Here is a 23,545-nt window from a genome sequence, read left to right as displayed (position 1 = left end):
TATGAAAGAGCAGGACGTATTGATGGTAAAGAAGGTTCTATTACCCAAATGCCTATCTTAGTTATGCCTCAAGACGATATTACTCACCCAATTCCTGACTTAACCGGTTATATTACCGAAGGACAAATTGTATTAAGTAGGGAAATTTCCAGGAAAGGTATTTACCCTCCTGTAGACGTACTTCCTTCACTTTCTCGTTTGATGAGTGGTGGTATCGGTGGAGAAAAAACTCGTGATGACCACAGTGGTGTATCTGACCAACTTTATTCAGCATACGCAGAAGGTCGTGAATTAAGAGACCTCGTTGCGGTTGTAGGGGAAGAAGCACTTACTGAAAGAGATCAAAAATTCTTAGAATTTGCTCAAGCATTTGAAGATAGATTCATCACCCAAAGTAAAGATGAAGACAGAACTATCTTTGAAACTTTAGATCTCGGTTGGGATTTACTTAAAATCTTGCCTAAAACAGAACTCAAAAGGGTTAAAGAAGAATTTATCGAACAATACCTTCCAAAAGAATAAATTCATTTGTTTAAAACAGGTGATTAAATGGCACAAGATATTATTGATGGAATTAATCCAACAAGGATGGAGTTATTATCTCTTAAAAACAGGACTAAACTGGCTGTAAAAGGACATGGTTTGCTCAAGGAAAAAAGAGATGCTTTAATCAAAGAATTTTTTGATATCTTGGATCGTGTTAAAGGTATTCGTGAAAACGCAGAAAAAAGTTTACAGGAAGCTAATGAAGCTTTAGTTGAAGCTCAAATTGCAATGGGTGACTTGGCTGTAAGAAAAGCATCCTTATCAGTTAAGGAATCTATTGATGTAGACATTACTTCAAGAAGTGTTATGGGAGTATCCGTACCTGTAACCAACATTAAAATGGAAGAAAGATCCATTATTGATAGGGGTTACGGATTTTCAGACACTACCATTCAGTTAGACGAAGCTGCTAAAAAATTCGAGGAATCTCTCAAGTATTTAATTGAACTTGGTGAAGTGGAAAAGACTATTTTCTTATTAGCTGAGGAAATTGAATCAACTAAACGTAGAGTAAACGCTTTAGAACATATTATGATTCCAAGATTCCAAAATACTGAAAAGTATATTGATATGAGACTCCAAGAAATGGAAAGGGAAAACTTTGTTCGTTTGAAAATGATTAGGTCTACAATTGAGAAAAATGAAAAGGCTCAAAGAGCTGCTCAAGAGGCCGCAGAATAAGATTTCTTATTCTGTTCATTTTCTTATTTTTTTATTTATTTTTAAAATGGTGTATTAATGAAAAGAAATCCTATTGACCAATTTTTAAAAGATCCTGATAATAAGGCTAAGGCATTTAGATGGATTACTTATGGTATGATTATTACTACTTTTTTAATTACAGTCGGATTTTTGTTCTTTATAGCATTTCTCGTTGGAATTTTCTAACTTCACTGTTTACAACTTGAGAACTATGCTCTATTTTTTCACATAACTTTTTAAAATCGCTATCTTTATCTATTATTGTCAATAATGGTTCTGATTTTTCTGTTATTGTACCGATATGCGGCAAATCATAAATATTGTCCAAATCTATTTTTGAATATTTGTTTCTGCATGGAGAATATATGATTTTTTTATAGCTGTAATATTTTGCTTTCGGTATTTCAAATTCTTCATTGAAGCAGGATTTAATGTGCGCATCAAGCATATTTATCTGGAGTGACTTTTCCACGCATTCAAATGTTCCTTGAATTCTTGGATTGACTTCAATTACGTATAGTCCATTTTCATTTAAAATATAGTCCACGCCGCATGATCCCATCAAATCGAATTTATATGCAATATTCTGTGATGTTTCAATCATTTCTCTGTTTATATTATCGATATCTTTCACTTCAGCCAATATTGATTCATTGGTTAATGGTAAAATGTTGCCTATGTAAATGTAGCGGTTATTGTTTTTGAAATCGTTTTCTGTCAATAGCCTTGAGTTCATTATGGTCTTTTTAAGGTCTTTGCTTCCAAGTATGGATGAGCTTAAATTTATCCCTTCAACATATTCCTGAAGGATAAAATTTTCACTGTCATTTAATTGAAATGTTGATTCATTATTTAGAAGTTTTATGTTGTACCCACCAGATCCTTTAACGGGTTTTAAAATATATTTTGTTTCAGGATTATTTTTACAGATTTCACTAGCTTCATCTACCTCATTTATAAAAAAAGTTTCAGGGGTTTTAAATTCATCTTTTATTTCATTGTAAAATTCGAATTTATTTTCTATTTTTGACACGTCTTTTGTTCCTAAAATCTTTTTTTGATCTTTTTTCGAAAAATCATCCGGTGAAATTCCGGAAATTGGAATGATGTAGTCCGCTTCATCTATGTAATCCTTGGATATCTCTAAAATATTTGAACTGTTAAACTGATCTTCGAATATGCCGCTGCTTTCATCGTCATGCTCTTCAAGAATAATCTTCTGCCTGTCTATTTGCGGCATGTCGGATGTTGAAAAATAGCTGGTGGAATATAGCTCATAATCTAATTTTAAAGCACTGTTAAGCATACTTCTTGTATTAATTCCAATAAGCAATAGCTTTTCCATAAAAAAATCTCATAAAAAAAGTTAGTTGAATAGTCCCGAGCGGAGTCGAACCGCCGTCTCCGGGTCCAAAGCCTAGAAGGATTACCACTACCCTACGGGACTATGTTGCAATATAACAACATTTTAATATTTATGTTAAGTAGTATTTAAATGTATCGTTATTCGATTAATTTATTGTAAAATAAGCATTTATCGGCCCATTTGCATTCATTACAGATGTTTTTCACATCATTCATTGATTTAAATTTGGATGAAACATAATTGAATAAATCTATGGAGTTATATTCCTTTGAAGTCAGTTGAGATAATACTTCATTATCCATTTTAACGATTATTTCATTTTGCTTTTCATTTTCGCACAGGTTATTTTTTAAATTTGGACATGCCAAGCAAATATCGTCGGGTTCATTGGTTAATGTTACGCTGCATTCTTCCGATTTTCTCAATTCGTTTATTCTGGTCATTTTTGTGATGAAATCTTCACTATAACCGTAGCCCTGAAAACCCTGAAGACATAACAGATGGTGCCCTCTTAATTTAATTTTCATAAAAATCTTAAAAAATAGTAAAAAAGGTTAAATGTAACCTTTTATTCTTTCGGTAAGAAAACTTTGGACAGTCCGGCACATCCTGCAATCTTAACAAGATCTCCGAAGATAAATGGAACAAGTCCCATTAATAAAATATCTGCAATTCCTAAAACGGTTCCTTGAGTTAAATAGAACCATAAGGCCAATCCTAAAAGACCAGGAATGTAGATAAGTGCAAAGTTAGCTACACCAATAACTGCAAACATACGTGTAAAATTACGTGCTTTTGCATATCTTTCAGTAATGTATCCTATAAAGTAGGATGCCAAAATAAATCCTACGAAATATCCTCCGGTGGATCCAAGTACCATTTCTAATCCGCCGGTCATTCCTCCAAACCATGGGACAAATGCGATTCCCAATACAATATAAAGTATCTGACTTAAACAACCATATCTTTTACCAAGGAATAATCCTGCACATAATACCGCAAAGGTCTGTCCGGTAATTGGGACAGGTGTCCAAGGAAGAGGAATGATAATTTGGGCCATCAGACCAGTAATACAGGCCATTAAAAAGGAAAATACGATTTTTGTTAGTGTGCTTGATTCATTAAATCTTTCAAAAACGTTTTTTCTAGCAACATAATAATTCTCAATGTTTATATTCATTAGAATTCCCTCCTAATTTTATTTCCTTAATAATATTTGTCATTATTAATATTTATAATTATACTTTAAATAAACTCGGAATAATATTTAAATGAGAATTTGTGATGCAACTCTTGAATATATTGTGTTTAATTAAATTGAGGTATAAATAATATTTGTTTTATTATCAGGGAGGGGTTATTTTTCACTAAACTTTCAGATTGATTAAAAATTAGTTAATTAAATTAAATTAAATTTTGAAAGGAAGTATTTAAATGATTTATTCCTTTTCACAGTTAATTCCAAATTATATGTTTTACATACTTGGGCAAAAAAGTCCACTTTGTTTTCAAATGAACTCTTATCAATCATTTCATTTAATTTTTCTTTTGTAATTCCATCAACAAATATAAATAAGTTATTCATTGCCAAGCCCCAAATAATTATCAATAAATACTTCATCTATTCCTAATTCTTCAATGAATGGTTTTACAATTTCATTATCAATCGGTTTGGTGATATTGGAAAACCTGATTTATTTCTGGATATGAAATAAATATTTTCTAATTTAACATGTTTCAATAATTCCGGATTATGCGTTGTGATAATTAACTGTTTTTTTCGAGAAACCTCATTCATTAATTGTATTAAGTTTGCAAGTAATTCCGGATGAATATTACGTTCCGGCTCTTCAATTAATAAAATCGTTTCTTTTTCAAAAAACAATGCAACAATTAAAGCAATAATATTAACAGTTCCATCAGATATGAGTGGGGATGGAACATTAATCTCATTATATTCTTCATTTAATGTAAATATTGTTCTTCCGTCAATGAGTGTATCAACATTAATTTCCTCAATATAGGGTAGAAGATGATTAACTAAATTTAAGAATAATCTTTTATCATTATTATTGTCCAATATTTTTTCTAGGATTATTGGTAGATTATCACTAAACTCTAGTAGATTAGAATCACCATTTCTATGGGTTCCGAATTTGGAAAATTTTGGATTGAAATAATAATATTCAATATTTTTAAACAAATCTTTCCAAGCGAAAGGAATTGTAGACAATGATGAATTAATAATTAATGATTGTGATTTTTGGAAATTGTGTTTTACAATATTTAAGAGTGATGATGGAACTAAATCTTCAGCTTTAATAAATTCATCTGCTTTATCAAGTTTCACATTAATTTTACCCGTATTTTTAATGGATAATTTGTTTTTATAGATTTCATTATCATAAGTATATTCATATGAAAAATCAACATTTTCTTTTAGAATCTCATATTCAAAATTGGATTTGAAATTAAAAGACAGTTCATATTCAAGCTGATTGAAATTGAGGAATATTTCTTCATCATTTTTAAAAATAGGAATTAGATAATTTCCCGTATCATTTGCTGTAAATATTATTTTTAGATAGCAATTTTCATCATTTTTACTGTTAATATTTTTCAAATAAAATCTGGAGTAATTATTTATTGTTTTTTCAAAATCTTCAGATAAATCTTTTAAAAATTTAAACACTTCTATAAAATTAGATTTTCCTGAAGCACATGATCCAATAATCACATTAAAATCATCTAAATCTAAATTAACCTCTTTAAAACTCTTGATATTCTTAAAGGTGATGTTGGAGATTCGCATATTATCATCTCATAATCTAGTATTGATAATTTCATTTCTTATAATTATTTTGTTACTGTTTTTCAGTTCTAAAATTATTTTCATTGTTTTTAATAGGGTTCAAAAATTCTATAAGCCAATTTTTCTTTTCTAAAATAGTGTTATAATGGTGTGGGGTCCTTAAAAAAATAGTAAAATTGAGGATAATAGCTATCCTCATGTTAATCTAGTCAATTGTAATAATTTTTAAGTTGTGTGGTTTTTTAACGATATTTGATTTGAAAGCAACCAATTTTTTAATTCCTTTTTTGGAAGCAACATCAACTAATCTTTGGCTGATGATACCATCAAATATCACGGTATCCGCAGTTTCTTCGATATTTTTGATCTCTTCGTAAATATCTTCAATTGAAACCTCTTTGGTCATATTCAATGCTTCATCCAAGATTGCTCCGCTTCCGGTTCCTTCAAATTCTTTTAGCATATCCTTCATTAATTTGACTTCATCATCTTCGATTTCAACTTCAGGTTCTTTGTTGAATCTTCTGTTTTGTCTTTTGGAATGATTTCTGTCACGTCTTTTATGATGGTGATTATTGTCATCGGAGTCTGAAAGAATATTGTGGTTTGCTAAAAACTGTGCTGTAGGAACTTTATCTCTTAGCGCCACTAAAACTTCATCTTTTTCCAAATCTTCCACTTCTTTTCCCTGTGGAGCACGGGTAATGTAGTCCACATCTCCAATCTGTAAAAGCTCTTTCAAAATCAGTTCTCCACCACGGTCGCCATCTACAAATGCGGTAGTGGTTCTTTTTTTACTTAAATCACCAATAGATTGAGGAACGCTAACTCCTTCAACGGCAACAGTATTTTTGATACCGTATTTAAGCAAGTTCAAAACATCGCTGCGTCCTTCTACGACAATGATTGCGTCTGAAGTATGGATGCTTGGGCCTGCAGGTAATCTGTCATCCCCGTATTCGGAAATTTCATGAACACGCATAGCTTCCCTTACTTCTTCAATCATTTTCATGCTTGCAGGACCGACGCTTTCAACCATGTTCTTATAGATTTCTTTTGCACGGTTTACAACTTGTTCTCTTTTTACAGCACGAACGTCTTCAACTTTTAAAGTTTGAATTTCTGCTTCACAAGGTCCTACACGATTGATAGTTTCTAGGGATGCAGCAAGTATGGCGGTTTCAACTCTATCTAAGCTTGAAGGAATAACAATTTCTCCTTTTGCTCTTCCACTATTAGAATGAATGTTAACTTGAATTCTACCGATTCTACCAGTTCTTTGTAGTTCTCTTAAATCTAAATCATTACTTAATAAACCTTCTGTCTGTCCGAATACTGCTCCGACAACATCCGGTTTTTCTACAATTCCATTTGCAGTGATCTGCGCATGGATCAAATATTTAGTTGTAGTTAATTCTTCGCCTTTTCCCATTTTTAAGCCTCCTAGCTTATTAATCGGGTTAATTTATTTTTTTCTAAAAATTAATTGTATTTTTAGGCTATTAATAAATTATTACGATAAACATATTTTTTAAATTTTAACCTATTATACACTAAAAAGAGCAAAAAGTACGATGAAAATTTAATTATATGGGCTATTATGATTTTATAGTTTATTAACTTGTATTTTCCTTCAGTTTTTTCCTTTAAATCCTCTTTATAATTAAATTTTCTCCTTTTTTGTTAATCAAATTTTATGATAAATAATAATAATGAATAAATGAACTCTTAAGCATATAATAAATAAGTATTGTTCAAATACTTCACTTAATATTTTTGGCTAAACTAATATATAAAATATTGTTTATAGAAATTTTTTTTAAGAAGTATTTTACATATAATAATATGAAAAAATGCTGGTGATTTAATGTCAATAAAGCCGAAAGACTTATTAAAAAACAATAAAAATTTAGATAAAATAATTGATTTTGATGAGATTTCTTTAGAGGATATTTCAATTGGGGATTTAACATATAATGGCGATAATTATAAGAAATTCATTAATTTGAATTCATTTTTAGAACATGTTTCTGCCTGTCAAATTTCTGATGCTTTCAATGAAATCGCCTACAGATCAGGAGTGCTTTATAAATTGAAATCAATCAATAATTTAAAAGCCTGGGGCAGAATAACCACATCCAAAACCAATAGCGATGATTGGGGAACTATTACCATAGCAATTGATGAAGCTAAAGATGGGGATGTTTTGCTTGTTGAAACCAGTGACATGGACGCTGCCATATGGGGTGAGCTTGCTTCAACCTGTGCTAAAAACAGTGGGGTTAAGGCAACATTGGTTTACGGCTGCGTGCGTGATTTGGATGCTCTTTTATCTATGGATTACCCTATTTTTGCATGCGGTTTCAGGCCTAATGCAGGAAAGGCATTGGGTTTGGGCGAGATTAATACTGATTTGTATTTGGAATCCATGAAAATATCTCCTGGAGATTTTTTATTTGGCGATGAAACCGGTGTTGTCATCATTCCTAAGGAATTCTTCAATGATGTAATGCTTAAAACATATGAGATAAAAGTCAAAGAAAAAAATATCACTGAAATGCTGAACTCAGGTAAATCTTTATCTCAGGTGGTTGGTTTAAGATAACCTGTAAAAAATTATTTAAGTAAGTAAATATTCAATATATAAGTATATCGATACCTTTATATATTTGAATATTCTAAATATATAAACGATACAGATTTAATTTTTAGTTTGATTTTATGAAATTCTTAGGAAATAGTTTGCATATAGCGAACTCCGGTAAATTAATAGCAAGATCCTCCCAAACACCATCCAGTGGTGGGATAGTTTTTGACAGTAATAAAAATAAGATTGGGAAGGTTAGCTATGTTTTTGGACCTACTAAACAGCCATATGTTTCCATTCGTCTGTTTAAATCAGCGGATAAGGATGAGATTATGAAAAATTATGGTGAAAAACTATTTGTATCAAAACCAAAATCTAAAAAACATAATAAAAGGAGGATGAAAACACGTCAGAAGAAGTAAATCAAGCTCCTAAACGTAGGAAACGATCAGATAGGGCAGCAAGAGAAAATAAAGAAGAAAGTAAAAAAGCAGTTTGTCCGGAATGCGGTTCTACAGAATTAATTGGAGATTACGAAAGAGCAGAAGTTGTTTGTTCTCGTTGTGGATTAGTTATTGATGAAAACTTGGTAGATATGGGTCCTGAATGGAGAGCATTTGACCATGAACAAAGAGATAAACGTACAAGGGTCGGAGCTCCTATTACATACACAATTCACGATAAAGGTTTAAGTACCATGATCGATTGGAGGAATAAGGACATTTATGGTCGTGATATTCCTGCAAGAAACCGTGCTCAATGGTACAGATTAAGAAAATGGCAAAGAAAAATCAGAATTTCCGGTGCAACTGAACGTAATCTGGCTTTCGCATTATCCGAGTTGGATAGAGATTCTTCAAGATTAGGACTTCCTAGAAGTGTAAGGGAAGCGGCATCCGTTATCTATAGAAGTGCTGTGGACAATAAGCTCATCCGTGGAAGAAGTATTGAAGGTGTTGTTGCAGCATCTTTATATGCAGCCTGCAGACAGTGCAATGTTCCACGTACCCTGGATGAAATTGCTGAAGTTTCCAGAGTAACCAAAAAAGAGGTTGGTAGGACTTACAGATTCCTTACAAGAGAATTAAATATCAAATTGCCACCAACATCTCCGGTAGATTATGTTCCTAGGTTTGCTAGTGAATTAGGTTTGTCAGGTGAAGCTCAATCCAAAGCTATTGAAATTATTGAAAAAGCTATGGAAAAAGGATTGACTTCCGGAAGAGGACCTACGGGTGTAGCAGCAGCTGCATTATATATCGCTTCAGTTCTGCTTGGTGAGAGAAAAACCCAAAGGGATGTTGCAGATATTGCCGGTGTTACCGAAGTAACTATTAGAAATAGGTATAAAGAATTAACTGAACAGTTAGATATGGGTGTAACTTTATAGTTCACCTAAAACTTATTTTTTTAACGTGAATATTTTTCGATACGATATTCCAGTTCGCGTATGATTCCATCGTTATTGTATCTTTTAACAGTATTTAATTTATTTTGATATTTATCTAGCCTTTTAAGGAATAACTTGAGCTTTTTAACGCTCATGTTTTCATGGTACTCTCCATAACCTAATTTTTGAACATAAAAACCATTCAGTGTCTGTTCAAAGTTTCCGATTGCAGGAACACTGTAAATTGGTTTTTTAAGAGTTATGGCTTCGGATATGAATGTAAATCCACCATTACAAACAACGGCTTTTGCACTTGCCAGATCATCATAAAATTCATCTTCATTGAATAATTTGTAGGTTAAATTTCCATCAACTTCGTCTTTATTAAATCCATAAACGATAAAATTTTCATCAAGGGATTTCAATCTTTCAACAAGTTTCACGCTTTCCTTACTTGTCTGATAAACAACAATGTGATCTTCGATTGTAGGTTTCAGATTGTATATTTCTTCACGGATTACTGGAGGATAGATTACAGCATTCTTTCCGGGTCTTACTTTCGGGAAAAAGAAGCTGGTTAAAATATGGAATTTTGGTCTTACGACATATCCTTTGATTACTCCTTTTGCCTTAAGCATTTCTGTTTGATGGTGTTTTGGATAATCAATTGATGTTTGGGTAATCATGTGGATATTATCCAGGCTTATTAATGGTATTTGGAGTAATTTGGACACCATTGTAGCATAAATCTCAAAATCCGTGACGATAATGTCTGGAGATAATTTCCTTGCTTTTTGATATAACTCCCGATATCCGATTTTGATGTTTGTTGGATTTCTTTTCAAAGCACTTAGCAGTGTTTTGGTGTTGCTGACCTTGTTGTTAATGTAAACTGTGTTGAATCCGCCTATCCGGTAAACGTGATCAAATTTTTCATTCAGGTATTCATAAGCTCTGTCATGTGAGAATACATAAACGTCATATTTCTCCTTAATTCTGTCAATTATCACGGCAGACCTTATTGCATGACCCATTCCTTCTCCACAGACACAATAGAATACTCTTTTTTTCGGCCTATTTTTTCTGGCTTTTGTTCTTTTAAAATATGATTTGGCTGTATTGACTTTTTCTGCAGACTTATCGTAATTTTCAAACATTTTGCTTATTCTTTCAGATTCTTTTGCAAACCTGTCCATTTTGTCTCTGCTTAAATGTTCTTTTCCATGGTCAAAGCCGTAATTCAACTCTTCAGCATCAGTAGTTTTCCCTATAAAATCATTAAATGTGCTTTTACCGTACTGCTGAATCAGGGTTTCTATTCCTTCCTCTTCAAGTCTTCTGGTTGATACTCCGATTTTAGCGTTTCTTAAAACTTTAAAGCGTTCAACATTACCCAAACGCTTAATGTAGTCACTGTCTTCTCCGAACGTTAATTCTTCATTAAATCCGCCGCATTTTTCATGCAGGCTTCTTTTGACGATTATACCATAACATCCTGCTCCATGGGGCTTGATTTTTTCAACGCTGATCATGAAGTAGTTAGCTAAGCTATGCAGCACCTGATCTTCTGATTTCTTTGACAATGGCTTCATTTGTGTAATTGCAATTCCAAGTCTTTCCATCTGGAATTCATAAATGACGTCTCTCAAGTAATCGTCTGTAAGCTTTAAATCAGAGTCTAAAAATAGCAGATATTTGCCTTTGGCAACTTCAGCACCTCTATTTCTACCAACACCAGGCATTCCTCCATCAACAACAATGCAACCGTATTCCTCAGCTATTTCCCGAGTTCTGTCTGTTGAATTTGCATCTGCAATAATGATTTCATAATCATCGAAGTTTTGTTTTCTTATACTATCTAAAAGTATTGGTAAGTATTCCTCTTCATTGTATGTTGGTATAATAATGCTTAAAATCATATTAGTTAATATTTTATTTTCAATATTTATAAAAATTTAGTTTTTCAGTTCCTGATATGTGTTGGTGAGGGGATGATTAGGCTCCAAATATGAAAAAATATTCCATGACACCGTGTAATAATCGCATGAATTGTTCAACGGTATCTTCAGGTCATTCAATAATTTCATTTCATTGTAATTTGAATTCATGATGTAGATTGTTTTATTCTGTTCATAGGTGATGTTTTCTATAGGAAAATCATTCAATTGAATATCTTCGACAGGATTGGTGACATCTACTTCATAATAATCAGCATTTGCTCCAAGAACTGCAATTGTAAATCTTAAAAGTATTATCAACGCCGCTGCAATATATGGGGCATATCTTTTGATTAAAACAACTATCAAATCTTTCTTATCTTTAAATGGAGGTATTATCTTACAGTAATCGCATATTTTTTCATGTGAAATTATGTAATCAGTAATCTCTTCAATGCACTGTCCATTTCTGTATATTAAAAATATTCCGCAAATACCTGTTATTGATGGCGTAGCAAAGAGTCCTCCATCTAATGCTCCAATCAATAAGCAGCATCCGAAAAATGAGAGTAAAAATGTTTGAACAAATCTTTTATCCCTGACAGAGAGCAGCAATGTTATAAACAGTATTGGCAGTAATATGATAATTAATTTTGCAATTTCAGGAATGTATTCATATAGGCCGACTCCTGTATTAATTTCACTTTGTATGAATGGTCCCATTATATTAGTTATAACCTCACCAAAAATTGACTTTAACAGGTGGGTATGCAGAATGCTTGTTGATGAAATGCTTTTGCCGATAGTCATGAAGATTGTGTTGAGGCCTATTCCCATCTGGTATCTGAACAGGACTTCCAGAAGTATTCCTGAAATTAATGTTACCGAACCCAATATGATTGAAATTTTCAGATATCTTTTTGAATCAAATTTATATTGGGTAAACAGTTGGCTGAATATTAAAAAGAATCCCATCAGTCCAAAAAATATTATGTCTTTGCCTTTGGAAGATCCCATTAGGAATAAATGGGTTATTGGGTGAATAATTGGATTTAGAATATCTGTTATAAATAGTACGCCGGCAATCATTATAAATAGGATACCAACTAATATAGTCTTGTTTATCTTCATTATGAATAATATTTAAATTAGTTATTTAAATTATTTACTGAATTGGGATTTTACTATGTTTGCGATTGAATATTATGTTGGTTTAATATTAATAGGAATTGTTGCAGGTTTTGCTTCAGGACTCTTGGGTGTTGGTGGAGGATTTCTAATTGTGCCTTTCCAGTATTTCCTTTTGAAGTACATCGGAATTTCACCTGACCTTGCGATGCTGATTTCTCTTGGAACGAGCTTGGCCATTATTATTCCAACGGCATCCAGCGGTGCATATAAGCATTCCCAAAAACTGGACAATATTATTGGACCGGGTATTAAACTGGGTATCTTTGGAATTATCGGAAGTTTTATTGGAGGTTTTGTCGCTTCAGGATTATCTTCAAGAATTTTAGAAATAATCTTCGGTCTTTTATTGTTATTTATTGCTATCAGAAATATTTTATCAAGAGATAAAAAGGAAAATCCTGCCAGATTTGATTTTAATTTAATAACTATTGCAATAACAGGTCTTTTTGTCGGGTTCTTTTCAGGCCTTCTAGGTATTGGCGGTGGAATATTTTTAATCGTAATTTTAACAATGCTTTTGGGTTTTTCAATGATTCAGGCTATTGGAACCTCTTCAGTATTCATTTCCCTAACGGCAATTGGAGGAACATTATCTTATATTATTTCAGGATGGGGAATCAATACATTTCCATATTCATTAGGTTATGTCAGCATAATTAATTTTATATTGATTGCATGTTTTTCAGTGCCTGTAGCGCAAGTCGGTGCAAAATATGCTCATAAATTACCTGAAAAACGTTTAAAACAGGTATTTGGTGTGGTTGTATTATATATTTCTCTTAAAATGCTGGGTGTTCTTCCTTGATTTTAATGCCCATTCCCCGGGCAATAATCTGAAAATCGGATCCGCCCAATCCATTTAAAAAGTAAACGATATCCAAATCAATAACAGCATTTCCTCCGGAACTTTTTATTTTATCGGCCAATCTAATCAAACATTCGTCTTTTCCTTTTTTCAATTCGTTCAGCTGCTGTTTTTCAATTTTTTCTGGAGATAACTTTATAATGTGAGTATTTCTGCTGACAATTGACGTTGTATAAAAAAATCCTAAGATTTCATAATCCAAATCTATCGGGTCAGTGCTTGTTATATAGATAAAATCCTGTGAATTGATTAGTTTATTGCTTTCCGTTTCACTGAATAATTGAATCGTATCGATTATTTTTTCTTCATGTCTTTCAGGCAGTATCATGTATTTTAGTTTATCAAGTAATTTTTCGAAAAAACCAGTGAGATAGGATAATGTTCCAACTATGACAACTATTCCGAAGTAGTTGATGAATGTCGGAATTGCTGCCTGGATAATGATTACGATTGATCCTATGGTAATGATGTTATATCCTAGTGTGGGATTAGCTATTATGAATCCGTAGACAACAGTCACTATAAACAGGATAAACGCACTTATTGCACCGATATCCTCTCCAAGGAGTTTTTTGGCCACATAAGTTTCAACATAGCCTGCCACTAAAGGCGCAAATAAAAGCCCTAAGTTCCATCCGAAAATAGCTATTTTGAAATATAAAAAGAAAGCGTAAGTTGCAAGACCGGCAACAGTACCTATAACAATGCTGTTGAATGCTTTTTGCAGGTTTGCTAGTCTTTGCTTATCAATATTCATTTTATTCATATTTTATTGCAGTACCGTAGGTAGTAATCAGAATTGTGTTTCCCATTGTACCGCCAAGATTATCATATGATATCTTAAGCCCGATAACTGCATTGGCACCTAACTGTTCTGCCTTTTCTTCCATACTTTTAAGTGCTATGTCACGGGCTTTTTTGATTTCCTCTTCATATGTTGATGTTCTACCGCCTACAACATCACGGACACCAGAAAATAAATCCTTATAAATATTAGCTCCTATTAATGATTCCCCAGTAACAAGACCTTTGTATTCGATAATCTCTTTATTTTCCAGTGTATTAGCAGATGTTAAAATCATCATATCACAATTATTTCATAAATGTCATTATGGCCCATATTATTAGGAATATTGCTATTACTACATATAATATGATTCTACTTCTTCTTGCCTGATGTAATCTAGCGTCCCATACTTTTTGACAGTCTGGGGAGCATACAAGTTCATTTAATGGAATTGGAGTTCCACATATCGGACAATGTTTATGAGGGTCTACTGCCATATATATCACCTTTTTATATTTTAAAAAATTCTTTTGTATTCTTAGTTACTTGCAGTGCAAGCTCTTCTGCATCCATACCCATGCAAAATGCAATTGTATTGAGGATATGGGGTAAATATTTCGGTTCATTTCTATTTTTCTTAGGTTTCTTATCAAAGTTTTTTGGTATTAGGAAGGGTGCATCAGTCTCTATCATCAATTTTTCAGGAGGAATGGCACTTACAGCTTCCTGCAGATTTCTTCCTCTTTTCATATCACAAATCCATCCGGTAACACCAATATAACAACCTAAGTCAACATAATTTTCCGCTTCCTGTTTTGTTCCAGTAAAGCAGTGAACAACGGATTTTTCAACAATACTGTCATGTTTTTTCAGTATATTATATAAATCTTCATGCGCTTCTCGCTCATGCAAAAATAATGGCATATCTAATCTTTCAGCTAGTTCCACTTGGGCTTCAAACCATTTTCTTTGCAAATCCTGTGGTGAAAAATTTCTATTGTAATCAAGACCGCATTCTCCAATGGCCACAACAGAGTCATTATCTGCAATTTTTTCCAATTCAAAGAGGGTATGTCCATTGCAAGTTTTTGCGTCATGAGGATGGACTCCTGATGTTGAAAATAATGTATCTGGGTATTTGGAAGCATATTCACGGGCCTGTTGGCTTGAATGAACATTCGTTCCAGTAATGATAAATTTGTTCACACCAGCTTTTTTAGCTTCTTCAATGATTTCGACTCTGTCTTTTCTGAAAGAGGAATGCATCAGATTTAAACCAATATCAATAAGATTATCCACCAAATCACCTGATTATTCGTTAATGACTTTAGTGCCTATATTTTCACCATTTATTGCTTTAATAAGGTTTTCCGGTTCATAACCGTTAGCAATAACAGTTTCCAAATTGGATCTTTTAATCATCTGAACAGCGGTTGTATCAAAGAATTCATAGGTTCCTGCTTTCATATCTTTACCGTTTAAAAAATCAAGCAGGTCTGTAGCTGTTATTTCGTTGACAAGTTCAGCATCATCAAATTTGTTAGGGTCTTTTGTATACATTCCATCAACTGATGTTAAGTTAATGAGCTTGTCTGCATGAACATATTCTGCCAGGATTGCAGATACTGCATCTGTACTGTGTGCAGGTTCCGTTCCACCCATAACGATAATTTTTCCGCTTGATGCGAATTCCAATGCTTCCTGGAAGTTATGAGGTACTCTTTGATATGCCGCATCTCCAAGTGCACATAATAATAATTTAGCATTAATTCTTGTGACTTCAATTCCAATATCATCACATTGTGCTTCTCCGGCATTCAAGTCACGTACAACGCCAATATAGTCTCTGGCGGGTTTTCCACCACCAACTACGACAAATAATTCATGTTCATTAGTTAATTCCTTTAGAATTTCACTGTATTGCTTGAATCTTGTACTGTCATAATCTTTCAATAGAATTGATCCGCCAATTGCAACAACGATTTTCATATATTCACCTTATATAATTAATATCAATTCTATGATATTTATATTTTAAAAAAAGTATATTAAAAAAAGAAAAAATTGAGGAATTAATTATTCCCCATCGTATAAACCTTTGTGTGCTAAACCTGCAATAACTGCACCGATAATTGGTGCTACAATAAATACCCATACCTGTTCAAGAGCTACTCCGCCCATAAATAATGCAGGTGCTAAACTACGTGCAGGGTTAACTGATGTTCCGGTTAATGGAATTCCCATAATGTGTACGAATGCAAGGGTTAAACCGATAACGATTCCTGCCACTGCACTGGTTTTTTCACTTCTTGTGACTCCAAGCACAGTAAATACAAATACAAAGGTTAATATTATTTCAGTAATTAATGCACCATAAAGGTTGATTCCGACACTTGATGCTGCACCAAATCCGTTCTGACCTAATCCGGTTGCCATATATCCTCCAAGAATCGGGGCTGAGTTGATTAAAGCTGCAAGGATTGCAATACCGATAATTGCTCCAATACATTGGAAAATGATATATATAATAAGGTCTTTAATTTCCATTCTTCCGTCAATCCACATTCCGATTGAAACTGCAGGGTTAATGTGGCATCCTGAGATGTCTCCGATAACGTAGGCCATTGCTACGATGGATAAACCAAATGCCATTGCAATACCTAGGTTACCAAGTACAGGGCCTGCTATGGCTGCACTTCCACATCCGAATAGGACTAGAACCATTGTTCCTATCAATTCACTTATATATCTTTTCATAAATTCACCTACATTCATTTAATAATGAACATATAATGTTTGTAATTAATACTATATTTATCTTCGCCTTATTTTTCTAATTCCAATGCATGCCAACATAACAATTATGATTGCAAGGACATATGGGAAAATTGTAATCAAAATAGACTCGTTAACTCTGTCAAAATGATATTCTCTGTCAAAATTCATATGGGAATTGTCCACATCGTCCTGTGTTATTTTTGCGAAATTGTACAATAAATCGTAATATCCAATTTTCGCACCGTCATATTCAATATAATTTGGAGCTCTGCCATTATCGTCCATGAATTCTTTTACAATCCCACCCATTTTCATATAATCGTATATTGAATAACTGCCTTTTGCAAATGTGGAATACTGTTCGGGATCTGTTGGCGGTCCATAATTTGCAGGGCTTTGAAGGCCGTTTCCATTAAGATATGAACTTGTCAGATACAAAACTTGGGGTGCGGTATAGGAGTTATATGTACCATTCATCTGTTTATCATCGCTTTCCACCAGTGATTGACTTGCTTTGGCCATTTCTTTTGGAGCTAATTTGTGTGTGATTACTAAATCATTATTGTAGTTATGGGAATTGTTATTACTCACACTTTCAACTATTTCCTCAGCAATGTATTTATTCACGTCTTCGTTATACTCGCTGAGATATCCTTTAGGTCCGGCATCTGGATATACTTGCAGTGGTTGAATATAGTCAATGCCGGCTTCTTTAAGATAAGTTCCAGGGTAATTTATTCCGGCAAATATTGTTGATGAATAATCATCGTCCCATGCTCTTCTAAGTGAATTTGCACTATCCAAATCAAAGTCTCCAGTATTTACAAAGATTATTTTTTTCCCGCTGTTGACCGCATATTTGGCAAGAATAAGAAAGTTTCCGGCATCGGAAGCTGCGAGGTTTACACTCACATCCGCACCACTTTCGATTGCTCTTGATCCTTCTCCGGGACTAGGGGCCTGACTATCAACAATCACTTTAATATTTCCATTGCTTAACTCTTCAACATAATTCTTAATTGAGTTCAACATGTCAATATCTTCATTTTCTCCAATAATGTTGTCGGAGGTTAAAAACAAAGTGGTTGTTGCTGATGCTTCACCAACACATGATGATAATAATAAAAATATGAATAAAATTCCTAGGATATTTTTTTTCATTGTATCTTCCTTATAATAACTTACTAGTTACTTTTATTTTTACCAGTTTATTAATTTTTTCATATCGCGAAGTTAAATTCTAATCAGGAGGTTATATTATTTGATTTTATCAATTATTAAGGAGTTAAAAGCAAAAATTTATATACTAATAAATTTAATTAGATTTTAGAGGATTTATAGAGATTATCTTTTATTTTGGTACAATATAATTAGGTTTTGATAAAATTGTTATCAGGATGTAAAATTGTCCTAAATAGTTGAGTTATGATCTTATATTTGTCCTAAATTATGAGGTGTAAGCTGGCTAAACTTATAGTCAGCTTTTAATTCATCATATTTAGCATAAATTTTAAATTTAGATGATTATTTTCAAAATTTGGGTTAAAATAAAAAGGTTAATTGCTTATTAATAGCTTTTTGTTAATTAATGGTGGTTATCAATGTCCTCGCAAGGAGACAATAAAATGTTTAAAAATAAGATAGCTATTAGCAAAAATTTTTTAATTGCCATTTGCTTCATTTCATTAATTCTATTTGCAGTCAATAATGTGGATGCTATGGAATTAAATGATTCTAATCCTGATTGTGTTGACACAATGGGAATTGAAGTCGATGGAATTAATACTTTAAATGCAATTGATGAAGATAAACTAGGAAATTCTCAGGAAAATATACTTTCAGCTCCAGGAACAATGCGAATAACTAATGGAAATTTTTCACAGATTCAAAATCTTATACATTATAATTTAAGTGATGGCGACACTTTAGATTTGTGCGGTAATTTCAAAGCGGACGGACGGAATTCATATATTTTAGTATATAAAAACATATCGTTTATATCAACTTCAGGGGCAACATTGGATGGAAGAAACTTATCCAACATATTTGTTGTGGAAGCCACGGGTTCCGGTTCCTCATTTTCGAATTTAGTTTTTAAAAATGGTAACGCCCAATATGGTGGAGCCATATATGTTTTTGGAAAAGATGTCACAATAGATGATTGTGAATTTTATGACAATTATGCTTCTGCAGGTGGTGGTGCGCTGTACACTGACTATCTTGTGGATCAAAACCCCGATAATGGTCGAAATCTCTTGATTCGCAACAGTAAATTTATCAATAACTTTGCAGTCACTGCATCGGGTGCTGTTGGTGCCTATGGTTATAATACAAGAATTATTGGATGTACTTTCGAATCAAATAGAGTTTATAATAAAAATGGTGGGGGTGTTTATGGAGGTGCTATGCAAGTAGGAAGAGAAAATATCGTTTCAAATTCTTTAATTAAGGATTGTAAATTTATAAATAACTCTGCAATTTCACGTACAGGCACACAATTATCTCACGGGGGTGCATCATGTCTCAGGGAAGGTGTAACCTATGAAAATTGTTTGTTTGAAGGAAATTCAGCAGACTTTGGTGGAGCTTTAACCGCCCACTACTCCGGTACTATTAAAAACTGTTCTTTCATTGCTAATTCAGCAAATGACTATGGTGGAGCTATAACAAATGTGGATAGGATAGATTCTACAAATCTTAAAATTATCCAATGTAATTTTGATTCCAACACCGCTCCATATGGTGGTGCTGCCAGATTAGCAGGATATAGTGTAACTATTGAAGACAGTACATTCAACAATAACTATGCATCAATTGATGGTGGTGCAGTATATATTAAAACAAAGACTTTAGACATCTATGATTCTAATTTCACGGATAATTCTGCTCAACATAACGGTGGTGCAGTATATGTGAATGGTGAATCAACTACTGTTCAGGGATCAAGATTCATTTCAAACGTTGCAATTGCAAATCCTAATGTTAATGATGACGGATTGGGAGGCGCAATTTACATTAATGGTACTTCAGACAGTGTTAAAAACAATGTTTTTGAATATAATGTAGCAAGAAACGGTAGTGCAATTTACTACGATAAGGAAGGTAAGGATTTAAAGGTAACAAATAATGTAATGACTGAAAATCAGGCTTGGGTTTATGCCCTTCCTGTATATGCAAATGATATCTATTATGGTGAAGACGAAGAAATCGGCGCTGTAATCTATGGTGGAAACAATATTGCAAAGTATAATAATTTGCCTGTTTCCAATGCAATATACAATGCAGCTATAAACAGATACATTAAAGTGGATGGTCAGACTCCTATTTCCGGTGCAACAAATAGCGGTGAGTTATATCAGGATGCACGTGAATATAATATCGACATTTTATTGACAGTTAAACATTCTGATGGAACTGTAGTTTATAATAATACTTTAAAATCAAGCTATTTGGGTGAAGTTAATAGTGTTTTAACTAATTTAAGGCCTGGCACTTATACATTAACTGCAACTCATTATGAAGATAACTATTATAAGGCAATTACAAATCAGACTACTTTTGTCGTAAAACCGAAAGTTGATGTCGGTGTAAAAAAGGCAACAACCTCTTCTGAATTTAATTATCATGATTTGGCTGTCTGGACTTTAACCGTGACAAATGATGGTCCGAATGATGCAACAGGTGTTAAGGTTAGTGATGTTTTGCCTGCCGGTTTGGTTTACAGATCTTACAGTGCTACTGTTGGCAGTTACTCAAATGGAATATGGGATATTGGCAATTTAGCTAAAGGAGCTAGTGCAACTATTAGAATCACTACTTTAATAGATAAAACTGGTGAAATTACAAATAATGCAAATGTCAGTGCAAATGAATTGGATTGGGATATGACCAATAATCAGGACAGTCAGAAAATTAATGTAAATCCTGCATGCGATTTGGCTATAACAAAAACCTCCAATGTGACTAATCCTAATTATGGTGATTTGGTTAAATGGACGTTGACTGTGACAAATAATGGTCCTGATGCTGCGACTAATGTTGTTGTTGATGATGTTATGCCTGCCGGTTTGGTTATTGTCAGTTCTCCGAATAGTTATAGCTCAGGTAAATGGAATGTCGGAACTTTGAATGCTGGCAGGTCAGCAAGTATTGAAATCGTTACTCGTGTGGCTGCTACAGGTTCCATTATAAATTCTGCCGGTGTAAAAGGCGATCAGTACGACTATAATCCATCTAATAATAATGCATCAAAAACTATTAATGTAGCTAAGGCAACTGATTTGGTTGTTTCCAAGACTGTTGATGTTTCTGCTCCGAATTATGGTGATTTGGTTAGGTGGACTGTGACTGTTAGGAATAATGGTCCTGATGCTGCTACTGGTGTTAAGGTCACTGATGTTTTGCCTGATGGTTTAGTTTACAAATCTTATAGTGCTTCTGTTGGCAGTTACTCTAATGGAATATGGAACGTTGGTAATTTGGCTAATGGTGCTTCAGCGACATTAACTATTGTAACTATGGTAAATAAAATAGGAAGTATTTTGAATTCTGCTAGTGTCACTGGTAATGAACATGATTATAATCCGAATAATAATAGGGCATCTAAATCTATTGGTATTTCTAGTGCTGCTGATTTGGCTGTTACCAAGTCTGTTAATGTTTCTAGTCCGAATTATGGTGATTTGGTTAGGTGGATTGTGACTGTTAGGAATAATGGTCCTGATGTAGCTACTGGCGTATGTGTTAGGGATGTTTTGCCTGATGGTTTGATTTATCTCTCTTATGTTGCTTCTGTCGGTAGTTATTCTGATGATATTTGGGGTATTGGTGACATGGCTAATGGTGCTTCTGAGACCTTAACTATTGTGACTAAAGTTGCCAAGACTGGCGCTATTGTCAATGTTGCTGAGGTTTCTGGTAATGAGCATGATCATGAACCTGATAATAATATAGCATCTAAATTTATTGGTGTGGATAATGCTGTTGATTTGGCAATAACAAAAACCTCCAATGTGACTAATCCTAATTATGGTGATTTGGTTAAATGGACGTTGACTGTGACGAATAATGGTCCTGATGTTGCGACTAATGTTGTTGTTGATGATGTTATGCCTGCCAGTTTGGTTATTGTCAGTTCACCTAATGGTTATGGCTCTGGTGCATGGGTTGTCGGAACTTTAAATGTCGGAAGGTCAGCAAGTATTGAAATTGTCACTCGCGTAAATGTCACTGGTTCTATTATGAACTCTGCCAGTGCAAGATGTGATGAATATGACCATAATCCGTCTAATAATAATGCATCAAAAACTATTAATGTTGCTAAGGCTACTGACTTGGCTGTTTCTAAGTCTGTTGATGTTTCTGCTCCGAATTATGGTGATTTGGTTAGGTGGACTGTGACTGTTAGGAATAATGGTCCTGATGCTGCTAGTGGTGTTAGGGTTAGTGATGTATTGCCTGCTGGTTTAGTTTATAATTATGCCAGTGCTTCTGCTGGTAGTTACTCTAATGGAATATGGAACGTTGGCAGTTTGGCTAATGGTGCTTCAGCGACATTAACTATTGTGACCAGAGTGAATAAATCAGGTTCACTTACCAATGTTGCTGTGGTTTCTGGCAATGAGCATGATTATAATCATGACAATAATAGGGCATCTAAATCTATCGGTGTGGCTAATGCTGCTGATTTAGCGGTTTCCAAGTCTGTTAATGTTTCTGCTCCGAATTATGGTGATTTGGTTAAATGGACTTTGACTGTGACAAATAATGGTCCTGATGTTGCGACTAATGTTGTTGTTGATGATGTTATGCCTGCCGGTTTGGTTATTGTCAGTTCACCTAATAGTTATAGCTCTGGAAAATGGACTGTCGGAACTTTAAATGTCGGAAGGTCAGCAAGTATTGAAATTGTCACTCGTGTGGATGCTACTGGTTCATTTAGGAATTCTGCAAGTGTAAGTGGTGATCAGTATGACCCTAATCAATCTAATAATAATGCCAATTCATTAATCAATGTTGCTAAAGCTACTGATTTGGAAGTTAATAAGGTTGTTAACAATTCCAATCCGAATTATAATGATTTGGTCAGCTGGACTGTGACTGTTAGGAATAATGGTCCTGATGCCGCTAGTGGTGTAAAGATTAGTGATGTTTTGCCTGTTGGTTTGGCTTATCAGTCTTATGTTGCTTCTGTTGGCAGTTTTTCAGCAGGTGTATGGTCTGTCGGTAATATGGCTAATGGTGCTTCTGAGACATTAACTATTGTAACTAGAATTGCTAAGACAGGCACTATTGTTAATGTTGCTGATGTTTCCGGTAATGAGCATGATTATAATCCAAATAATAATAGGGCATCTAAGTCTATTAACGTTGCTAAAGCTACCGATTTGGTTGTTTCCAAGACTGTTGATGTTTCTGCTCCGAATTATGGTGATTTGGTCAGGTGGACTGTGACTGTTAGGAATAATGGTCCTGATGCTGCTAGTGGTGTTAGGGTTAGTGATGTTTTGCCTGCTGGTTTGGTTTATCAGTCTTGTGCTGCTTCTGTTGGTAGTTATTCTAATGGAATTTGGAATATTGGCAGT

General features: G+C 33.7%; 21 protein-coding genes, 1 tRNA gene and 2 pseudogenes. 8 read left to right on the top strand and 16 right to left on the bottom strand.

What is annotated here, in order from left to right; translation table 11 throughout:
• From ACKI2W_RS00545 to ACKI2W_RS00535, 3 genes and pseudogenes are all read left to right on the top strand, one after another.
• A pseudogene (locus ACKI2W_RS00545) lies at nucleotides 1–522 on the top strand (V-type ATP synthase subunit B); the annotation flags it as partial.
• A 27-nt stretch (nucleotides 523–549) separates the two neighbouring features.
• Nucleotides 550–1,227, top strand: coding sequence for a V-type ATP synthase subunit D (locus ACKI2W_RS00540; protein WP_407378478.1), 678 nt, complete (start codon nucleotides 550–552; stop codon nucleotides 1,225–1,227).
• A gap of 57 nt (nucleotides 1,228–1,284) precedes the next feature.
• Nucleotides 1,285–1,434, top strand: a complete 150-nt coding sequence (locus ACKI2W_RS00535) for a hypothetical protein (protein WP_407378476.1) — start codon at nucleotides 1,285–1,287, stop codon at nucleotides 1,432–1,434.
• On the opposite strand, the gene ACKI2W_RS00530 is transcribed toward ACKI2W_RS00535, so the two are convergent.
• The 7 genes from ACKI2W_RS00530 to dnaG all read right to left on the bottom strand — a co-directional run bounded on the left by ACKI2W_RS00530 (nucleotide 1,406) and on the right by dnaG (nucleotide 6,858).
• Nucleotides 1,406–2,593: an ATP-grasp domain-containing protein gene (locus tag ACKI2W_RS00530; RefSeq protein ID WP_407378475.1), complete on the bottom strand. Its 1,188-nt coding sequence runs from the start codon at nucleotides 2,591–2,593 to the stop codon at nucleotides 1,406–1,408. The two genes, ACKI2W_RS00535 and ACKI2W_RS00530, sit on opposite strands and share 29 nt — an antisense overlap.
• Nucleotides 2,594–2,623: 30 nt before the next feature.
• Nucleotides 2,624–2,695: transfer RNA gene (locus ACKI2W_RS00525), tRNA-Gln, on the bottom strand.
• Between the two features lie 56 nt (nucleotides 2,696–2,751).
• On the bottom strand, nucleotides 2,752–3,141 hold the full coding sequence (locus tag ACKI2W_RS00520; protein ID WP_407378473.1) for a DUF1284 domain-containing protein: 390 nt from the start codon (nucleotides 3,139–3,141) through the stop codon (nucleotides 2,752–2,754).
• A 41-nt stretch (nucleotides 3,142–3,182) separates the two neighbouring features.
• The gene (locus ACKI2W_RS00515; protein WP_407378479.1) at nucleotides 3,183–3,788 is read right to left on the bottom strand and encodes a biotin transporter BioY; all 606 of its coding nucleotides are present in this window, start codon (nucleotides 3,786–3,788) and stop codon (nucleotides 3,183–3,185) included.
• Between the two features lie 225 nt (nucleotides 3,789–4,013).
• A complete protein-coding gene (locus tag ACKI2W_RS00510) occupies nucleotides 4,014–4,199 on the bottom strand; it encodes a hypothetical protein (protein ID WP_407378471.1) in 186 nt (61 codons plus the stop codon).
• Nucleotides 4,200–4,262: 63 nt separating this feature from the next.
• The gene (locus ACKI2W_RS00505; protein WP_407378469.1) at nucleotides 4,263–5,426 is read right to left on the bottom strand and encodes an AAA family ATPase; all 1,164 of its coding nucleotides are present in this window, start codon (nucleotides 5,424–5,426) and stop codon (nucleotides 4,263–4,265) included.
• Nucleotides 5,427–5,631: 205 nt separating this feature from the next.
• Nucleotides 5,632–6,858, bottom strand: coding sequence for a DNA primase DnaG (gene dnaG, locus ACKI2W_RS00500; RefSeq protein ID WP_407378467.1), 1,227 nt, complete (start codon nucleotides 6,856–6,858; stop codon nucleotides 5,632–5,634).
• 435 nt (nucleotides 6,859–7,293) lie between these two features.
• Here dnaG and ACKI2W_RS00495 point away from each other — a divergent pair, with 435 nt between their 5' ends.
• The 3 genes and pseudogenes from ACKI2W_RS00495 to ACKI2W_RS00485 form a co-directional block, all read left to right on the top strand.
• Nucleotides 7,294–8,031 (top strand): RraA family protein, encoded by a 738-nt coding sequence (locus ACKI2W_RS00495; protein ID WP_407378465.1) that lies wholly within the window; start codon nucleotides 7,294–7,296, stop codon nucleotides 8,029–8,031.
• A 116-nt stretch (nucleotides 8,032–8,147) separates the two neighbouring features.
• On the top strand, nucleotides 8,148–8,435 hold the full coding sequence (locus ACKI2W_RS00490) for a Gar1/Naf1 family protein (RefSeq protein WP_407378463.1): 288 nt from the start codon (nucleotides 8,148–8,150) through the stop codon (nucleotides 8,433–8,435).
• Between the two features lie 53 nt (nucleotides 8,436–8,488).
• Nucleotides 8,489–9,403, top strand: a pseudogene (locus tag ACKI2W_RS00485) (transcription initiation factor IIB); the annotation flags it as partial.
• Nucleotides 9,404–9,423: 20 nt separating this feature from the next.
• Here ACKI2W_RS00485 and ACKI2W_RS00480 read toward each other — a convergent pair.
• Together ACKI2W_RS00480 and ACKI2W_RS00475 are read right to left on the bottom strand one after the other, a co-directional pair.
• On the bottom strand, nucleotides 9,424–11,322 hold the full coding sequence (locus ACKI2W_RS00480) for an MJ1255/VC2487 family glycosyltransferase (RefSeq protein WP_407378461.1): 1,899 nt from the start codon (nucleotides 11,320–11,322) through the stop codon (nucleotides 9,424–9,426).
• A gap of 36 nt (nucleotides 11,323–11,358) precedes the next feature.
• Nucleotides 11,359–12,471 carry a hypothetical protein gene (locus ACKI2W_RS00475; RefSeq protein ID WP_407378459.1) on the bottom strand — a complete coding sequence of 371 codons (1,113 nt, stop codon included), beginning with the start codon at nucleotides 12,469–12,471 and terminating at the stop codon, nucleotides 11,359–11,361.
• Nucleotides 12,472–12,526: 55 nt separating this feature from the next.
• Between ACKI2W_RS00475 and ACKI2W_RS00470 the strand changes: the two genes are divergently transcribed.
• Complete coding sequence (locus tag ACKI2W_RS00470) at nucleotides 12,527–13,336, top strand: sulfite exporter TauE/SafE family protein (RefSeq protein WP_407378458.1); 810 nt, start codon at nucleotides 12,527–12,529, stop codon at nucleotides 13,334–13,336.
• Here ACKI2W_RS00470 and ACKI2W_RS00465 read toward each other — a convergent pair.
• The 7 genes from ACKI2W_RS00465 to ACKI2W_RS00435 form a co-directional block, all read right to left on the bottom strand.
• Nucleotides 13,311–14,162: a hypothetical protein gene (locus tag ACKI2W_RS00465; protein WP_407378456.1), complete on the bottom strand. Its 852-nt coding sequence runs from the start codon at nucleotides 14,160–14,162 to the stop codon at nucleotides 13,311–13,313. The two genes, ACKI2W_RS00470 and ACKI2W_RS00465, sit on opposite strands and share 26 nt — an antisense overlap.
• A complete protein-coding gene (locus tag ACKI2W_RS00460) occupies nucleotides 14,155–14,478 on the bottom strand; it encodes a heavy metal-binding domain-containing protein (protein WP_407378455.1) in 324 nt (107 codons plus the stop codon). The genes ACKI2W_RS00465 and ACKI2W_RS00460 overlap by 8 nt, the downstream gene beginning before the upstream one ends.
• Before the next feature lie 10 nt (nucleotides 14,479–14,488).
• Nucleotides 14,489–14,680 carry a DUF2116 family Zn-ribbon domain-containing protein gene (locus tag ACKI2W_RS00455; RefSeq protein WP_292798352.1) on the bottom strand — a complete coding sequence of 64 codons (192 nt, stop codon included), beginning with the start codon at nucleotides 14,678–14,680 and terminating at the stop codon, nucleotides 14,489–14,491.
• A gap of 13 nt (nucleotides 14,681–14,693) precedes the next feature.
• Nucleotides 14,694–15,482 (bottom strand): TatD family hydrolase, encoded by a 789-nt coding sequence (locus tag ACKI2W_RS00450; protein WP_407378453.1) that lies wholly within the window; start codon nucleotides 15,480–15,482, stop codon nucleotides 14,694–14,696.
• A 12-nt stretch (nucleotides 15,483–15,494) separates the two neighbouring features.
• Nucleotides 15,495–16,172: a UMP kinase gene (gene pyrH, locus ACKI2W_RS00445; protein WP_407378451.1), complete on the bottom strand. Its 678-nt coding sequence runs from the start codon at nucleotides 16,170–16,172 to the stop codon at nucleotides 15,495–15,497.
• Between the two features lie 87 nt (nucleotides 16,173–16,259).
• Complete coding sequence (locus ACKI2W_RS00440; RefSeq protein ID WP_407378449.1) at nucleotides 16,260–16,940, bottom strand: MIP family channel protein; 681 nt, start codon at nucleotides 16,938–16,940, stop codon at nucleotides 16,260–16,262.
• 57 nt (nucleotides 16,941–16,997) lie between these two features.
• A complete protein-coding gene (locus tag ACKI2W_RS00435) occupies nucleotides 16,998–18,122 on the bottom strand; it encodes an adhesin (RefSeq protein WP_407378448.1) in 1,125 nt (374 codons plus the stop codon).
• 440 nt (nucleotides 18,123–18,562) lie between these two features.
• Between ACKI2W_RS00435 and ACKI2W_RS00430 the strand changes: the two genes are divergently transcribed.
• Nucleotides 18,563–23,545 (top strand): hypothetical protein (locus tag ACKI2W_RS00430; protein WP_407378446.1); only part of this gene is annotated, 4,983 nt, incomplete at its 3' end.

Origin of the sequence: Methanobrevibacter sp., from assembly GCF_045603845.1 — an archaeon.
In the GTDB taxonomy this organism is placed as follows: domain Archaea; phylum Methanobacteriota; class Methanobacteria; order Methanobacteriales; family Methanobacteriaceae; genus Methanocatella.
The sequence above is the reverse complement of the archived record's forward strand: the minus strand, read 5'-3'. Positions and strand labels throughout refer to the sequence as shown.

Coding starts and splice junctions, on each gene's coding strand:
- ACKI2W_RS00465 (WP_407378456.1), bottom strand. CDS start 14,162: ATGAATAAAATGAATATTGATAAGCAAAGACTAGCAAACCTGCAAAAA.
- ACKI2W_RS00480 (WP_407378461.1), bottom strand. CDS start 11,322: ATGATTTTAAGCATTATTATACCAACATACAATGAAGAGGAATACTTA.
- dnaG (WP_407378467.1), bottom strand. CDS start 6,858: ATGGGAAAAGGCGAAGAATTAACTACAACTAAATATTTGATCCATGCG.
- ACKI2W_RS00505 (WP_407378469.1), bottom strand. CDS start 5,426: ATGCGAATCTCCAACATCACCTTTAAGAATATCAAGAGTTTTAAAGAG.
- ACKI2W_RS00535 (WP_407378476.1), top strand. CDS start 1,285: ATGAAAAGAAATCCTATTGACCAATTTTTAAAAGATCCTGATAATAAG.
- ACKI2W_RS00470 (WP_407378458.1), top strand. CDS start 12,527: ATGTTTGCGATTGAATATTATGTTGGTTTAATATTAATAGGAATTGTT.
- ACKI2W_RS00530 (WP_407378475.1), bottom strand. CDS start 2,593: ATGGAAAAGCTATTGCTTATTGGAATTAATACAAGAAGTATGCTTAAC.
- ACKI2W_RS00490 (WP_407378463.1), top strand. CDS start 8,148: ATGAAATTCTTAGGAAATAGTTTGCATATAGCGAACTCCGGTAAATTA.
- ACKI2W_RS00520 (WP_407378473.1), bottom strand. CDS start 3,141: ATGAAAATTAAATTAAGAGGGCACCATCTGTTATGTCTTCAGGGTTTT.
- pyrH (WP_407378451.1), bottom strand. CDS start 16,172: ATGAAAATCGTTGTTGCAATTGGCGGATCAATTCTATTGAAAGATTAT.
- ACKI2W_RS00455 (WP_292798352.1), bottom strand. CDS start 14,680: ATGGCAGTAGACCCTCATAAACATTGTCCGATATGTGGAACTCCAATT.
- ACKI2W_RS00475 (WP_407378459.1), bottom strand. CDS start 12,471: ATGAAGATAAACAAGACTATATTAGTTGGTATCCTATTTATAATGATT.
- ACKI2W_RS00460 (WP_407378455.1), bottom strand. CDS start 14,478: ATGATTTTAACATCTGCTAATACACTGGAAAATAAAGAGATTATCGAA.
- ACKI2W_RS00435 (WP_407378448.1), bottom strand. CDS start 18,122: ATGAAAAAAAATATCCTAGGAATTTTATTCATATTTTTATTATTATCA.
- ACKI2W_RS00510 (WP_407378471.1), bottom strand. CDS start 4,199: ATGAATAACTTATTTATATTTGTTGATGGAATTACAAAAGAAAAATTA.
- ACKI2W_RS00440 (WP_407378449.1), bottom strand. CDS start 16,940: ATGAAAAGATATATAAGTGAATTGATAGGAACAATGGTTCTAGTCCTA.
- ACKI2W_RS00540 (WP_407378478.1), top strand. CDS start 550: ATGGCACAAGATATTATTGATGGAATTAATCCAACAAGGATGGAGTTA.
- ACKI2W_RS00495 (WP_407378465.1), top strand. CDS start 7,294: ATGTCAATAAAGCCGAAAGACTTATTAAAAAACAATAAAAATTTAGAT.